The organism is Castellaniella ginsengisoli (genome assembly GCF_040955415.1).
Lineage (GTDB): Bacteria > Pseudomonadota > Gammaproteobacteria > Burkholderiales > Burkholderiaceae_B > Castellaniella > Castellaniella ginsengisoli.
This window is the reverse complement of the sequence record NZ_CP158257.1, coordinates 2,608,574-2,624,420: the sequence shown is the minus strand read 5'-3', so window position 1 is coordinate 2,624,420 and position 15,847 is coordinate 2,608,574. Positions and strand designations below refer to the sequence as shown.

Here is a 15,847-nt window from a genome sequence, read left to right as displayed (position 1 = left end):
GTAGAGGATGAGCCTTGACCTCATGGTAAGGTCAAGGCTCGATGTGGGCCCGGGATCCGGGCGGCGATCTGATCGGGAGCGAACGATGGCGAGGCTTGAGCTTCCCACCGTGGCAAGGATTAAGATGTGGCATCCCCCCTCTCCAGGAACCTGTTTCATGAAGACCGAATTCATCGTTTCCGACATGACTTGCAACCATTGTGTGCAGACCATCACCCGGGCCGTGCAGGGCGTGGCGCCGGATGCGGCGGTACAGGCCGATCTGGCCGCCCATCGCATCACGATCGAATCCGCGGCGGATGCCGTGGCGTTGCGGGCCGCCATCGCCGAAGAAGGCTACGAGGTCCAGCCTGCCTGAGCAGGCGCAATGAGCCTGCACATGAACCCTCCAGCCAGCGGTAGAGAAATGACTGCACCCCTCATCGATTGCGACGTCGCCATCGTCGGCGCCGGCTCGGCCGGCCTGCCGGCCTATCGTGAAATCCTCAAGGCCGGCCTCAAGCCCCTGCTGATCGAAGGCGGGCCGCACGGCACCATGTGTGCCCGGGTGGGCTGCATGCCATCCAAACTGCTGATCGCAGCCGCCCAATCCGTGGCCGACATGCGCCATGCGGACGGCTTCGGCATCCGCCTGGCCGGGCCGCCCCGGGTGGACGGGGCGGCCGTGATGGAGCGGGTGCGGCGCGAACGCGATCGTTTCGTGGGCTTCGTGGTCGACGACGTGCAGGCCATGCCGCCTGAGCACCGGCTGGATGCGCCCGTGGAATTCCTGCGCGACGGTGTGCTGCGGGCGGCCGACGGCCGTGAAGTGCGCGCCAGGCGCGTCATCCTGGCGACCGGCACGCGGCCGAACGTGCCGGATCTGTATCGTCCTCTGGGCGCGCTGGCGGTCGTCAACGACGACGTATTCGACTGGCACGACCTGCCGCGCAGCGTGCTGGTGGTCGGGTCGGGCGTGATCGGGGTCGAGCTGGGCCTGGCGCTGGCGCGCCTGGGCGTGCGAGTGCGGGTGCTGAATCGTTCCGACAGCTTCGCCCATCTGGCCGATCCCCGGGTGCGGGCCGCTGCGGTGGATCTGCTGGCGCCGGAGCTGTCCCTGGTGCGCCGTGCCCAGGTCGAGACGGTGCGACGGGAAGGCGATCAGGCGGTGGTGGGCTGGTCGGTGGACGGCGGCCCCGTGACCGTCGAGCGCTTCGACCGGGTGCTGCTGACGGCGGGCCGCAGTCCGGCTCTGGAATCCCTGCGCCTTGAGCGCACCACGATGCCGCTGGACGAGCGCGGCCGGCCGCGTTTCGATCCGGCCACATTGCAGGTCCAGGGGCAGCCCGTGTTCCTGGCGGGCGACGTCACCGGCCGCCATGCCATCCAGCACGAAGCTTCCGACGACGGCCGCCTGGCCGGGCGGAATGCCGCCGCCTGGCCCGATGTGCGGGCGCTGCCGCGCCGCGCGCCCATGGCCGTGGTGTTCAGCGACCCCCAGATCATGCAGGTGGGCGGCGGCTACGCCGCGCTGGACGGCCTCGATGAGTTCGCCGTCGGCGAGGTCGACTGGACCCGGCAGGGGCGTTCGCGCGTCATGCAGCGCAATCAGGGCCTGTTGCATGTCTACATGCGGAAATCAGACCGGCGCTTCCTGGGTGCGGAGATGGTCGGCCCCGATGCGGAGCACGTCGCTCACCTGCTGGCCTGGGCCTTGCAGATGGAAATGACCGTGCCCGACATGCTCGCACTGCCGTTCTATCACCCGACCATCGAGGAAGGCATACGCACGGCGCTGCGCGATGCCGCGCGCCAGGCGGGGTGAAAACCCGCCGGCCAGGTTCAGCGCAACAACGGTTTCAAGGCGGTCAGCAAGTCTTCTTGTGATTCGCCGTCGGCGGCCAGCCAGACGGCCTTGCCCTGCTGGTCGAACGCATAGATGCCGCGGCTGTGGGCGACTTCGTAGGAGGCCTCCGGGTGTTCCGGGTCGGGGCGCTGAATCTGGTAGGCGACCCGATAGCGCCTGGCCAGCGCCGCGATGGCTTTTTCATTGCCGGTCAGGCCGATGGCGTGGGGATCGAACTGATCCACGTAGGCTTGCAGGATGTCGGGCGTATCGCGGTGGGGATCGACACTGACGAACAGGATGCGCACCTGATCGGCCTTGGGGCCCAGGGCCTCAGTCACCAATGCGAGCTGTGCCATGGTCGTGGGGCAGATATCCGGACAACTGGCATAGCCGAAGAACATCAGCACTACCTTGCCTTCGAAGGCTTGTTGCGTGAGGGTGACGCCGCCCGCGCCTTGCAGGGAAAATTTCAGATCCGGCAGAAAGCCACGCACGGGATGGACCGCCGCCAGTGCGAGACTCATGCCGCCCGCCCACAGAGCCAGCGCGGCCAGCAGCCGGTGCAAGGAGCTCGCCCTGGCGGAGGGCGAGGGGGCGCAGGAGCCTGTGCGGCGTGAGGGTTTCATCACGCTTGCGCCAGCCCGCTGTGGCGCAGCAAGGCTTCGATGCTGGGGTCGCGGCCCCGGAATGCGCGGAAGGACTCGGCCGCCGGACGCGAACCGCCCACGGCGATGATCTCGTCCAGGTAGCGGCGGCTGGTGGCCGGGTCGAATACGTTGCGCGTCCCGTCCGGGCCGGGCCGGGCGGTTTCCTCGAAGGCGGCAAAGGCATCCGCAGACAGCACTTCAGCCCATTTGTAGCTGTAGTAGCCGGCACCGTAACCGCCGGCGAACAGGTGCGAGAAGGCGTGCGGGAAGCGATGCCAGGCGGGCGGAATCAAGAGAGCGACTTCCTGGCGCACCTGGTCCAGGGTGTCCAGGACTTCGCTGATGGACAGGCCGCTGGCGCGGGTGTGAATCAGCATGTCGAACAGTGAGAATTCGACCTGGCGCAAGGTCTGCAGGCCGCTTTGGAAATTGCGGGCGGCGACCATGCGGTCGTACAGATCGCGGGGCAGGGGCTCGCCCGTATCGATGTGGCGGGTCAGGGATTGCAGCACCTCCCACTCCCAGCAGAAATTCTCCATGAATTGCGACGGCAGCTCGATGGCATCCCATTCGACGGCGGCGAAGGCCGCCGCGCCGGGCTCGTCAACGCGCGACAGCAGCGTGTGCATGGCGTGCCCGCTTTCGTGAAACAGGGTGATCACGTCGTCATGGGACAGCAAGGCCTCGCGCCCGTCCTGGGGTGCGGGGAAATTGCAGGTCAGCCAGGCCAGTGGCGTGTGCACCCGGCCGGCGCGCACCCGGCGGCTGCGTTCGCTGTCGACCCAGGCGCCCCCCTGTTTGCCGGGCCGCGCGTACAGGTCCATGCCCAGACGGCCGAGTTCCCGGTCTTCGCTGTCCAGCACCCGGTAAATGCGGGCATCGGCGTGCCAGGTGGGGGCGTCGGTCACCTCCAGGCGCACGCCGAAGAGGGTGCGGATCACCTGGAACAGGCCTTCCAGCACCCGGGATTCGGTGAAGTAGGGGCGCAATTCCTCGTCGGAGTAGGCGTAGCGGTTTTCGCGCAACCGTTCGGACGCGTAGGCGATATCCCAGGGCTCCAGGGGGTCCAGCAGCAGCTCCTGGGCGGCGAAGCGGCGCAGTTCGTCGAGATCGCGCTGGGCGCTGGGACGGGCGCGGGCGGCCAGTTGGCGCAGGAAATCAAGCACTTGGCCGGCATTGTCGGCCATGCGGGTTTCCAGGCGCAGGCTGGCGAAATCGGCATGCCCCAGCAGGCTGGCTTCCTCGGCCCGCAAGGCCAGCAGCGATTCGATGGATTCGGAATTGTCGAAGGCCGGATCGCCTTGATCCGAGGCGCGCGTGGCATGCGCGCGATACAGCGCCTGGCGCAATTCGCGGTCCTGGGCGTGCAGCATGACCGGCAGGTAGCAGGGCATGTGCAAGGTCAGCTTCCAGCCGGATTCGCCCGCCGACTTTGCCGCCTGGGCGGCGGCCGCGACCATGTCTGCGGGCAAGCCCTGCAGGCGGGGCTCGTCGGTGATCAGCAAGGACCAGCCGTCGGTGGCGTCGAGTACGTTTTCCGAGAATTTTTGCGACACCTGGGCCTGGAGGTCGGCATTGCGGGCGTAGGTGTCGCGCGCCTCGCCTTCCAGTTCGACGCCGCTCAGGCGAAAGTCGCGCAGCGCCAGTTCGACGATGCGGCGGCGGGTCGGCGAGAGCGCATCGAAGCCCGGGCTGGCGGCCAGTGCGCGATAGCGTTCGTACAGGCCGCGGTGCAGTCCCACCCAGGTCGAGAACTCGCTCATGAGCGGCAGGCAGGCGTTGTAGGCGGCGCGCAGGTCCGGTGTGTTGACCACGCTGTTCAGATGCCCCGCGATGGACCAGGCGCGATGCAGGCGCTCCGAAGGCTCTTCGATGGCTTCGACCAGGTTGTTCCAGTCGGGCGGATCGGTGCGCGCGGCGGCGGTTTCGATCGCGGCACGCGAGGCCTCGATCAGTTCGCGCACGGCGGGCTCGATGTGTTCGGGCCTGACAGCGCCGTAGTCCACGAATGCCTCGGCCGGAACGAGGAGAGGATTGCCGGCAGTGCGAGTGGTGTTCATCTGCTTCAGATGGGGGCGCCGCCCCCGTTGTTCAAGTGTGGGAACCCCTGGGCAGGTTCCCGCGTCGCGCGCCGCGGCGGCGCCCGCTTTCCGCCCCGCTTAGCCGGAGGCTCCGGGCAGCGTGCGTTCGGCGGCTTCGATGGTGTTCACCAGCAGCATGGCGATGGTCATGGGGCCCACGCCGCCCGGCACGGGCGTGATGGCGGAGGCGACCTCGGCGGCCGAATCGAAGGCCACGTCGCCAACGAGTTTGCCGGAGTCCAGCCGGTTGATGCCCACGTCGATCACCACGGCGCCCGGCTTGATCATGTCGCCGGTGACGATGCCGGGCCGCCCCGTGGCCACCACCAGCACGTCGGCGCGGCGGGTCTGGGTGGCCAGGTCGCGGGTCTTGGAGTTGCACAGCGTCACGGTGGCGCCGGCCGCCAGCAGCAGCATGGCCATGGGCTTGCCGACGATGTTGCTGGCGCCGATGATCACGGCTTCGGCGCCGCGCAGGGGCACGTTCTCTGATTCCAGCATCTTCATGACGCCATAGGGCGTGCAGGGCCGGAACAGCGGCCGGCCGGTCATCAGCAGGCCGGCATTGCTGACGTGGAAGCCGTCCACGTCCTTGGCGGCGCTGATGGTCTCGATGACCAGGCCGGTATCGATGTGGCCGGGCAGGGGCAGTTGAACCAGGATGCCGTGGATGGCCGGATCGGCGTTGAGCGTCTCGATGACGTCCAGCAGTTCTCCCTCGGGCGTGTCGGCGCCCAGCGGGATCACGCGCGAATGCATGCCGGCCGCCGTGCAGGCGGCGGCTTTGTTGCGCACGTAGACCTGGGAGGCGGGGTCTTCGCCGACCAGCACCACTGCCAACCCGGGCGTGACGCCCTGGGCCTTGAGCGCTCGCACGCGTTCAGCCACCTGGACGCGCACCTGGGCGGACAAGGCCTTGCCATCAATGATGCGGGCGCTCATGTCAGGATTCCTCGGCGCGGGCCAGGGCGATCTTCATCAGATCCGCCACGGTCGTGACTTCGAGTTTTTCCATGATGTTGGCGCGGTGGGCCTCGACCGTCTTGATGCTGATGTTCAGATCGCCGGCGATCTGCTTGTTCAGGCGGCCGGCCACGATGCGTTCCAGCACTTGTTGCTCGCGGGCGGTCAGCCGGCTGAGCACGGCCTGCTGGTCGCGCTGGGCGTGGGCTTCGCGTACGCGTTCGTGCGCCTGCTCCAGCATGGTGGCCACCAGTGCCCGCAGATCGGCTTCGTTGAAGGGTTTTTCCAGGAAATCGACCGCGCCTTTCTTCATGGTGGATACCGCCATCGGCACGTCGCCGTGGCCGGTGATGAAGACGATCGGCAGCGGAGCCTTGCGGGCGATCAGGGCCTCCTGCAGTTCCAGGCCGCTCATGCCGGGCATGCGGATGTCGGCGATCAGGACGCCGACTTGTTCAGGATCGTAGGCGGCAAGGAATTCCTCGGCGCCGGCAAAGCTGCGCACGGCGTAGCCATTGGCTTCCAGCAGCCAGCGCAGGGAATCGCGGACCGCCTCGTCATCGTCGACGATGTAGATGGTGCTGGGGATTTGGGTATCGCTCATGCGTGCTGTTCCTCCGTGAAATCCGTAGTCTGGGGGCGCGGGGGCGCCTTGGGCAGGGTGAAGCGGAAGATTGTCCCGCCCTCCGGGTTGGGGCTTGCCCACAGGCGTCCGTGGTGCGATTCAATGATGGTGCGGCAGATGTTCAGGCCCATGCCCAGCCCTTCGGACTTGGTGCTGTAGAAGGGCTCGAACAGCCGTTCGGGATTGCGCAGGCCGTGGCCGCGGTCGATGACGGCGATCTCGATCAGGGGATGCTGGTCGGTGATCCGGACGTGCAGGCTGCGCGACTCGCTGTGTTCCATGGCTTCGACGCCGTTCTTCAGCAGGTTCAGCAGCACTTGTTCGATCAGGATGGGATCGGCCAGGACTTCGGGCATGGGATCGGGCAGGTTCTGGACGATCTCGATGCGCCGCTTGCGGGCGTCGATGTCGGCGAAACCGACGGCGTTTTCGACGATCCGGCCCAGCCCCACCGCCTGGCGCCGGGGCTCGCTGCGTTTCACGAATTCACGGATGCGGCTGATGATCTTGCCGGCGCGCTCGGCCTGCTGCGAAGCCTTTTCGAGGGCCTGAAGCAAGGACTCGGTGGGCGCCTTGCCTGATTTCAGCATCGCCACGGCCGCCATATTGTAGTTGCTGATGGCGGTCAGCGGCTGGTTCAGCTCGTGCGCCAGGGAGGAGGCCATTTCCCCCATCGTGGTCAGGCGGCTGGTGAGCTGGGCCTTTTCCTGTTGCACGCGGGATTCTTCTTCGTGTTTGCGGCGCTCTGTGATGTCGCGCGCCACTTGCAGGCGCACGCGGCGGGAATCGGTCCAGGCGAGCATCCGATGGTGGACTTCGAACCAGCGCTGGGCGGTGGCCGAGAACAGTTCCATGGTCTCGTCGGTGAAGCGGCCCAGGCGGCCGCCCAGCAGTTCCGCGTGGCCGCCGGTCTGGGCGCCGAACAGGCGGCGGTAGGTGCGGTTGGCGAACAGCAGCTCCAGGCCCTCGGGCGTGTCGGCGACCACGGAGATCGCGTCATCCAGCCCTTCGAGCACGGTCATGAAGCGCTCGTGAGCGGCGGTCAGGGCCTCGCGGATGCGCTTGGGTTCGGTGATGTCGGTCATCGACGTCATCCAGCCGATTTGCTCGCCCTTGGGGTCGCGCAGGGGAGAGACGTACATGCGCGCGGTGAAGCGCGAGCCATCGCGCCGCTGGGCCTCGATCTCGAGGCCGCTGCTGGGCGTGCGCCCGGACAGCAACTGGGCCAGGGTTTCCCGATGATGATCGTGGCGGCCCGGCAGCCAGTAAGGGAAGGGGGCGGTGCGGCCGATCAGGTCGGCCTCGTTCCAGCCGATCATGCGGCAGAAGGCCGGGTTGACGTAGGCGATGCGGCCCTGCATGTCGAAAACCCGCATGCCCGTGGACATGGAGTTTTCCATCGCACGGCGAAAGCCGGTCTCGGCGATCAGGGCGGCCTCGGCCTGGGTGCGGAAGCGGGTATAGCGCCACAGGGCCAGCAGGCTGAACACGATCACCAGCGACAGGGCGAACACCACCATCATCAGGCGCTGCTGGCGCGTCTCCTGGTCGATGGTGACGAACATGACGCTGTCGTTTTGCAGACGCTGCAGCCAGATGAAGGCCCCCATGACGCATAAATAGAGCACGAGCACAATCGCCGGCGTCAGCCAATACAGACGGCGGCTATGACGGGCGTGTTCGTAAAACGTCGTCGGAATCAGGGACTTGCGATTCGGAGAGGCCATGAGCTTGAGGGTATGCGATTGCGCCATTTTAGACGCGAAAAGCCCATTCAATTTTTCACATAATAAAAATACATATCATCTGATGAAATTTTGCTTGTGCTAGGGCGGGCTCTTTCCTAGAATGGCTGCAAGTGCCGGCTTCCGGGGCGTGAACGTGCCCGGTGCCTCCGTTGCAATGCTGCTGGCGCATCCCCCTTTATCAGGCTGGCGCGATGTGTGGTCGCGTCATCGAACCACACCACAGGAGACACACCCCATGTCCTCTCTTGACCAAGTCCACGCGGCGGCGGCGGATATCGATCAGCAGGAAACCCAGGAATGGATCGATGCGCTGGAAGCAGTGCTCGACCGTGAAGGCGCGGAACGCGCCCACTACCTGATCGAACGCCTGATCGACCTGGCCCGCCGCAGCGGCGCCCACATCCCCTATTCGCTGAACACGGCGTACGTCAACACCATTCCCCCGGGGCTGGAACCCGCCCATCCGGGCAATATGGTGCTGGAAGAGCGCATCCGTTCCTACATCCGCTGGAACGCCATGGCCATGGTGGTCAAGGCCAACAAGGTCGAGCCCGCCGACGGCGGCAGCCTGGGCGGCCACATCGCGTCCTTCGCCTCGCTGGCGACCATGATCGAATGCGGCCAGAATCACTTCTGGCATGCCGAATCGCCCGATCACGGCGGCGACCTGGTGTATTTCCAGGGGCACTCGTCTCCGGGCATGTATGCGCGCGCCTTCCTTGAGGGGCGCCTGACCGAAGAAAATCTGAACTACTTCCGCCAGGAAGTCGGCGGCAAGGGCAAGGGGCTGTCCTCTTACCCGCACCCCAAGCTCATGCCCGATTTCTGGCAGTTCTCCACGGTATCCATGGGCCTGGGGCCCATGATGGCCATCTATCAGGCGCGTTTCCTGAAATACCTGCATGCCCGCGGGCTGGCCGACACGGCCCAGCGCAAGGTCTGGGTGTTCGTGGGCGACGGCGAGATCGATGAGCCCGAAACGCTGGCGGCCATCGGCCTGGCCTCGCGCGAAAAGCTCGACAACCTGATCTTCGTGGTCAACTGCAATCTGCAGCGCCTGGACGGCCCGGTGCGCGGCAACGGCAAGATCATCCAGGAGCTCGAAGGCGCTTTCCGCGGCAATGGCTGGAACGTGCTCAAGCTGATCTGGGGCGGCTACTGGGATCCCTTGTTCGCCCGCGACAAGGAAGGCATCCTGCGCCGCATCATGGAAGAAACCGTGGACGGCGAATATCAGGCCTACAAGGCCAACGACGGCAAGTTCGTGCGCGAGAAATTCTTCGGCAAGCACCCGAAGCTGCTGGAGATGGTCAGCCGCATGAGCGACGAAGACGTCTGGCGCCTGAATCGCGGCGGCCACGATCCGCACAAGGTCTATGCCGCCTTCTCGGCTGCGGCCAACCACAAGGGCCAGCCTTCGGTCATCCTGGCCAAGACCATCAAGGGCTACGGCATGGGCCACGTCGGCCAGGCCAAGAACCCCACCCACCAGCAAAAGAAACTGGACATCGATTCGGTGCGCGAATTCCGCGACCGCTTCAACATCCCCATCCCCGACGACAAGGTCGACGAGATCCCCTTCTTCAAACCGGCGGAAGACTCCCCGGAAATGAAATACCTGCACGAGCACCGCAAGGCGCTGGGGGGCTACCTGCCGCACCGCCGCGCGAAGGCCGACCAGTCCCTGCCGGTGCCGCCGCTCGACGCCTTCAAGGCCGTGCTGGAGCCTACGGCGGAGGGCCGCGAGATCTCCACCACCCAGGCCTTCGTCCGGGTGCTCAACCAGATCCTGCGCGACAAGGACCTGGCGCCGCGCGTGGTGCCCATCCTGGTGGACGAGTCCCGCACCTTCGGCATGGAGGGCCTGTTCCGTCAGATCGGCATCTACGCCCCCGAGGGCCAGAAGTACGTGCCGGTCGACAAGGGCCAGGTGATGTACTACCGCGAAGCCGAGAATGGCCAACTGCTGCAGGAAGGCATCAATGAAGCCGGCGGCTTCAGCTCGTGGATCGCGGCGGCGACGTCGTATTCCGTCAGCAACTGCATCATGATCCCGTTCTTCATCTACTACTCGATGTTCGGGTTCCAGCGCTTTGGCGACCATGCCTGGGCGGCGGGCGACATGCTGGCCCGCGGCTTCGTGCTGGGCGGCACGGCCGGGCGCACCACGCTGAACGGCGAGGGCCTGCAGCACGAAGACGGCCACAGCCACATCCAGGCTTCCCTGATTCCGAATTGCGTGGCCTACGACCCCGCTTTCGCGCACGAAGTCGCCGTCATCATCCGCAGCGGCCTGCAGCGCATGATGCATGACCAGGAAGACGTGTTCTTCTACATCACGGTCATGAACGAAAACTATGCGCAGCCGGGCCTGAAGGCGGGCGACGAGGAAGGCATCCTCAAGGGGATGTACAAGCTCCAGTCCAGCGCCAAGCCCGCCAAAAAGCACGTCCAGTTGATGGGCTCCGGCACGATCCTGCGCGAAGTTCAAGCCGCCCAGGAACTGCTCGAAAAAGACTGGGGCGTGACCTCGGACGTCTGGAGCGTGACCAGCTTCACGGAACTGCGCCGCGACGGCCTGGACGTCGAGCGCCACAATCTGCTGCATCCGACCGAGCCGGCCCAGGAAGCCTACGTCACCCGTCAACTGAAGGGCACCCAAGGCCCGATCATCGTGTCGACCGACTACATCAAGGCCTATGGCGACATGATCCGCCCCTTCGTGCCGGCCGGCCGCTCGCTCAAGGTCCTGGGAACCGACGGTTACGGCCGTTCCGACTTCCGCTCCGAACTGCGCAAGCACTTCGAGATCGACCGCTATTTCGTGGTGCTTGCCGCCCTGCGCAGCCTGGCGGACGAGGGCTCCATCGACATCAAGAAGTGCGCCGAGGCGATTGCCAAGTACGGCATCGACGCCGACAAGGCCAATCCGCACCACGCCTGAGGAGGACGAACAACATGAGCAATATCGTGGAAATCAAAGTCCCCGACATCGGCGATTTCGACGCCGTCGAGGTCATCGAAGTCCTCGTGGCCGTGGGCGACACGATCGAGGCCGAGCAGAGCCTGATCACCGTCGAGTCCGACAAGGCCTCCATGGAGATCCCGGCGTCGCAGGGCGGGGTGGTGAAAGCGCTCAAGGTCAAGTTGGGCGACAAAGTCACCGAAGGCTCGGTCATCCTGGAAGTCGAGGCTTCAGGCGCGGCGCCGGCGCCTGCCGCGGCCCCCGCGCCGGCGAAGGCTGAACCTGCGGCGGCTCCCGCCGCGGCGGGCGGCACGCAGCCCGTGGTCGTCCCAGACATCGGCGACTTCGATACGGTCGAAGTCATCGAAGTCCTGGTTGCCGCTGGCGATACCATCCAGGCCGAGCAAAGCCTGATCACCGTCGAATCCGACAAGGCCTCCATGGAGATCCCGGCCTCGGTGAGCGGGGTCGTCAAGGAAGTGCTCGTCAAGGTAGGCGACAAGGTCTCCCAGGGTACGAAAATCCTGATGGTGGAAGCCGCCGGCGGGGCGCCCCAGGCGGCCGTCCCGGCCGCCGCCGCCCCGGCGCCCGCTCCCGCGCCCGAACCCGCATCGGCCCCTGCCCCGGCCGCGTCCTCGATGGCGTCCAGCGCGCCCGAGCGCACGTCGCCGACGGCCTCCTTTGCCGAAGCCGATGTGCCGCTGCGCAACCTGCCGCATGCGTCGCCGTCGGTGCGCCGGTTCGCCCGCGAACTGGGCGTCAACCTGGCCCAGGTCATCGGCAGCGGTCCCAAGAACCGCATCACCGCCGACGACGTCCGCGCATACGTCAAGCAGGCCCTGGCCACCGGCGGCGCAAGCCCCGTGGGCTCGACTCTGCCGGCGGGCGAAGGCTTCAGCGTGCTGGGCTGGCCCAAGGTCGATTTTGCCAAGTTCGGCGCCATCGAAGCCAAGCCGCTGCCGCGCATCAAGAAGATTTCCGGCGCCAACCTGCATCGCAACTGGGTCATGATCCCGCACGTCACCAACAACGACGTGGCCGACATTACCGAGCTCGAAGCGCTGCGCCAGCAGTTGAATGCGGAAAACAAGAAGTCCGGCGCCAAGGTCACCATGCTGGCCTTCCTGATCAAGGCCGTGGTCGCGGCCCTGAAGAAATTCCCGGAGTTCAACGCTTCGCTGGACGGCGACAACCTGGTGCTCAAGCGTTATTTCCACATCGGCTTCGCGGCCGACACGCCCAACGGCCTGGTAGTGCCCGTGATCCGGGACGCCGACAAGAAAGGGGTGATGGAACTCGCGGCGGAAACCGCCGAACTCGCCGGCCTGGCCCGGGAAGGCAAGCTTTCTCCCTCGCAGATGCAGGGCGGCTGCTTCTCGATTTCTTCCCTGGGCGGAATTGGCGGGACGGATTTCACGCCTATCATCAATGCGCCCGAGGTCGCCATCCTCGGCGTATCGCGTTCGGCCATGCAGCCTGTCTGGGACGGCCAGGACTTCCAGCCGCGCCTGATGCTGCCGTTGTCGCTATCCTATGATCACCGCGTGATCGATGGGGCCGCCGCCGCGCGCTTCAACGCCTACCTGGCGAGCCTGCTGGCGGATTTCCGCCGCATCATCCTGTGAGGGGGGACGGCATGAGTCTCATCGATCTGAACGTCCCCGACATCGGCGACTTCGACACGGTCGAAGTCATCGAGATCCTGGTCGCCGTGGGCGACACCATCCAGGCCGAGCAAAGCCTGATCACCGTCGAGTCCGACAAGGCCTCCATGGAGATCCCGGCCGAGCAGGGCGGGGTGGTCAAGGAAATCCTCGTCAAGCTGGGCGACAAGGTTTCCCAGGGCATGCCGATCCTGCGCGCGGAAGCGGCGCAGTCCGCCGCGCCGGCCGCCCCGGTCCAGCCGCAAGCGCCGGCGGCGGCCCAGGCGCCCGCGTCGCCGGTCGCCGCGCCGACCGCAGCACCGGCCCCGGCTCCGGCGCCAGCACAGTTTTCGGGCGCGGCCGACGGCGAATACGATGTCCTGGTGCTGGGTGCGGGCCCCGGCGGCTACTCGGCCGCCTTCCGCGCCGCCGACCTGGGCCTGAAAGTCGTGCTCGTCGAGCGCTACGCCACGCTGGGCGGGGTCTGCCTGAACGTCGGCTGCATTCCATCCAAGGCCCTGCTGCACACGGTCGGCGTCCTGGAAGAGGCCAAATCCCTGGCCGCCCACGGGATCGCCTTCGGCGAGCCGGAGATCGATCTGGACAAGCTGCGCGGCTACAAAGATTCCGTGGTGGGCAAACTCACCGGCGGACTGGCCGGCATGGCCAAAGCCCGTAAGGTCACGGTCATCCAGGGCGTGGGCACCTTCGCCGACCCGCATCACCTGACGGTGGCCAAGGCCGACGGCAGCCAGGCCACGGTCAAGTTCGCCTCGGCCATCATCGCCGCCGGCAGCCAGTCGGTGAAACTGCCGTTCCTGCCGGACGACCCGCGCATCGTCGACTCCACCGGCGCGCTGGCCCTCAAATCGGTGCCCAAGCGCATGCTGATCGTCGGCGGCGGCATCATCGGCCTGGAAATGGGCACGGTCTACTCCGCGCTGGGCGCCCGCCTGGACGTGGTGGAAATGCTGCCCACCCTCATGACCGGCGCCGATCGCGATCTGGTCAAGGTCTGGGACAAAATGAACGCCGGGCGCTTCGACCACGTCATGCTCAATACCAAGACGGTCGCCGCCGAGGCCAGGGACGACGGCATCTGGGTCACTTTCGAAGGCGAATCCGCCCCCAAGGAACCCCAGCGCTACGACCTGGTGCTGCAAGCTGTCGGGCGCTCGCCCAACGGCAAGAAGATCGGCGCGGAAAACGCCGGCGTGGCGGTGTCCGACCGGGGCTTCATCGCCGTGGACAAGCAGATGCGCACCAACGTGCCGCACATCTACGCCATCGGCGATATCGTGGGTCAGCCCATGCTGGCGCACAAGGCGGTCCACGAGGCGCATGTGGCCGCCGAGGCCATCGCCGGCCACAAGGCCTTCTTCGACGCGCGCGTGATTCCTTCGGTGGCCTACACCGATCCAGAGGTTGCCTGGGTCGGTCTGACCGAGGACGCGGCCAAGAAGGATGGCATTGCCGTCAAGAAGGGTCTGTTCCCCTGGCAGGCCTCGGGCCGGGCCATCGCCAACGGCCGCGACGAGGGCTTCACCAAGCTGCTGTTCGATGCCGAAACGGGCCGCATCCTGGGTGGAGGCATCGTCGGCACGCATGCGGGCGACCTCATCAGCGAAGTGGCCCTGGCCATCGAGATGGGCGCGGATTCCGTGGACATCGGCAAGACGGTCCATCCGCACCCGACCCTGGGCGAGTCCATCGGCATGGCCGCCGAAGTCGCCGACGGGCATTGCACGGACGTGCCGCCCGCCCGGAAAAGGTAAAGGAGCCCCCGCGCCGCGCAGCCTGCATAAGCGGTAGGGATGCTCGTGTACCCCTGGACGGCAGGTGCTAACATCGGCACCTGCCGTCTTTTCATTCCAGGGCTGTCCATTCCCTTTTTCTATTGCTTTTCCGTCTCATGCCTCTCTCCGCTCCCTCCCAGGGCGCCGCGCTCGCCGATTGGCTGGCCTACCTGGAAACCCTGCATCCGAAAGCCATCGACCTGGGCCTGGAGCGCATCCGCGCCGTGGCCGGGCGCCTGTCCCTGTCCCTGGACTGCGTTAAGATCACCGTGGCCGGCACCAACGGCAAGGGTTCCACCTGCGCCATGCTCGAATCCATGCTGCTCACCGCGGGCTACAAGGTCGGCAAGTACACCTCACCCCACCTGCTGCGTTTCAACGAGCGCATCCGCGTCAATGGCGAGGAAGCCTCCGATGCGGACATCGTGGCGCAACTCGAGCGCATCGAAGCCGCCCGCGACGGCGTGACCCTGACGTATTTCGAGATGACCACGCTGGCGGCCCTGCTGCTGTTCCAGGCGGCTCCCCTGGACGTCGCGGTGCTGGAAGTGGGCCTGGGCGGCCGCCTGGACGCCGTCAATCTGATCGATGCCGACTGCGCCATCCTGACCAGCGTAGACCTGGACCACACGCAATACCTGGGCAATACCCGCGAAGCCATCGGTCTGGAAAAGGCGCATGTCTTTCGCGCCGGGAAGCCCGCCATCTGCGCCGACCCGGTGCCGCCGCAGACGGTGATCGATCACGCCAAGGCCATCGGCGCCGACCTGTGGCGCGTCGGCGTCGATTTCAACTATTCCGGCGACCGGCAGCAATGGGCTTACGGCGGCCGCTCGCAGCGCCGCAATGCGCTGGGCTATCCGGCCCTGCGCGGCGCCAATCAACTGCTGAACGCTTCGGCTGCCCTGGCCGCCCTGGAGGCTTTGCGCGACCGGCTGGTCGTCACCCAGCAGGACGTGCGTCAAGGCCTGCTGCACGTCAGCCTGCCGGGCCGCATGCAGATTCTGCCCGGCCTGCCCGCCACCATCCTGGATGTGGGGCACAATCCGCATGCCGCCTCGGCCCTGGGGCAGAATCTGGACAGCATGGGGCATTATCCGCATACCTACGCGGTGATCGGTATGCTGCACGACAAAGACATCGAAACCACGCTGTCGCGCCTGTCGCGGCGGGTGGATCGCTGGCTGTGCGCCACCCTGGGCGGGCCGCGCGGCACCACCGCGCAGGAACTGGCCGATATCGTGCGCCGCATCAGCGGCGAGCAAGCCCCCGTGGATCCATTCATTGCCCAGACCAGCGAAATTTCACGCCCCGCGGGCGAGCAAAAGCCTGGCGTGCGAGCCGCCCCCCGGCCTGCCGTGGCCTCCAGGGACGTCGAGGTTTCCACTTTTGACAGTCCGGAACAAGCCTTTGCCGAGGCCAGGAGACTGGCGACCGACAATGATAGAATTCTCGTGTTCGGATCGTTTGCCACGGTCGGCCCCGTGCTCGACGTCCTGCGCCGCGAAGGCCGGGATGTTCTGTCCTGATCGGGCCGAAGGGCCGATCCGC

The 15,847-nt window shown here is 66.4% G+C and carries 11 protein-coding genes; 6 read left to right on the top strand and 5 right to left on the bottom strand.

Annotated features, from left to right (window positions below):
• Positions 1-157: 157 nt before the first annotated feature.
• Positions 158-358, top strand: a complete 201-nt coding sequence (locus tag ABRZ00_RS12385) for a heavy-metal-associated domain-containing protein (RefSeq protein WP_368641828.1) — start codon at positions 158-160, stop codon at positions 356-358.
• Between the two features lie 48 nt (positions 359-406).
• A complete protein-coding gene (locus ABRZ00_RS12380; protein ID WP_368644311.1) occupies positions 407-1,804 on the top strand; it encodes a dihydrolipoyl dehydrogenase in 1,398 nt (465 codons plus the stop codon).
• Between the two features lie 17 nt (positions 1,805-1,821).
• On the opposite strand, the gene ABRZ00_RS12375 is transcribed toward ABRZ00_RS12380, so the two are convergent.
• From ABRZ00_RS12375 to ABRZ00_RS12355, 5 genes are all read right to left on the bottom strand, one after another.
• Positions 1,822-2,352, bottom strand: a complete 531-nt coding sequence (locus tag ABRZ00_RS12375) for an SCO family protein (protein WP_368642838.1) — start codon at positions 2,350-2,352, stop codon at positions 1,822-1,824.
• 101 nt (positions 2,353-2,453) lie between these two features.
• Entirely contained in the window at positions 2,454-4,535 is a 2,082-nt protein-coding gene (locus ABRZ00_RS12370) for a M3 family metallopeptidase (protein ID WP_368644310.1), read from the bottom strand.
• Between the two features lie 99 nt (positions 4,536-4,634).
• Positions 4,635-5,498 (bottom strand): bifunctional methylenetetrahydrofolate dehydrogenase/methenyltetrahydrofolate cyclohydrolase FolD, encoded by an 864-nt coding sequence (gene folD / locus ABRZ00_RS12365; RefSeq protein ID WP_368641831.1) that lies wholly within the window; start codon positions 5,496-5,498, stop codon positions 4,635-4,637.
• A gap of 1 nt (position 5,499) precedes the next feature.
• Positions 5,500-6,123: a response regulator transcription factor gene (locus ABRZ00_RS12360; RefSeq protein ID WP_368644309.1), complete on the bottom strand. Its 624-nt coding sequence runs from the start codon at positions 6,121-6,123 to the stop codon at positions 5,500-5,502.
• Positions 6,120-7,871, bottom strand: a complete 1,752-nt coding sequence (locus tag ABRZ00_RS12355; protein WP_343835892.1) for a PAS domain S-box protein — start codon at positions 7,869-7,871, stop codon at positions 6,120-6,122. The genes ABRZ00_RS12360 and ABRZ00_RS12355 overlap by 4 nt, the downstream gene beginning before the upstream one ends.
• 256 nt (positions 7,872-8,127) lie before the next feature.
• Between ABRZ00_RS12355 and aceE the strand changes: the two genes are divergently transcribed.
• The 4 genes from aceE to folC all read left to right on the top strand — a co-directional run bounded on the left by aceE (position 8,128) and on the right by folC (position 15,825).
• Positions 8,128-10,836: a pyruvate dehydrogenase (acetyl-transferring), homodimeric type gene (aceE, locus tag ABRZ00_RS12350; RefSeq protein ID WP_368644308.1), complete on the top strand. Its 2,709-nt coding sequence runs from the start codon at positions 8,128-8,130 to the stop codon at positions 10,834-10,836.
• A gap of 14 nt (positions 10,837-10,850) precedes the next feature.
• Positions 10,851-12,482, top strand: a complete 1,632-nt coding sequence (gene aceF / locus ABRZ00_RS12345; RefSeq protein ID WP_368644307.1) for a dihydrolipoyllysine-residue acetyltransferase — start codon at positions 10,851-10,853, stop codon at positions 12,480-12,482.
• Between the two features lie 11 nt (positions 12,483-12,493).
• On the top strand, positions 12,494-14,275 hold the full coding sequence (gene lpdA, locus ABRZ00_RS12340; RefSeq protein WP_368641834.1) for a dihydrolipoyl dehydrogenase: 1,782 nt from the start codon (positions 12,494-12,496) through the stop codon (positions 14,273-14,275).
• A gap of 137 nt (positions 14,276-14,412) precedes the next feature.
• Positions 14,413-15,825, top strand: coding sequence for a bifunctional tetrahydrofolate synthase/dihydrofolate synthase (gene folC / locus ABRZ00_RS12335; RefSeq protein ID WP_368641835.1), 1,413 nt, complete (start codon positions 14,413-14,415; stop codon positions 15,823-15,825).
• Positions 15,826-15,847: the final 22 nt, after the last annotated feature.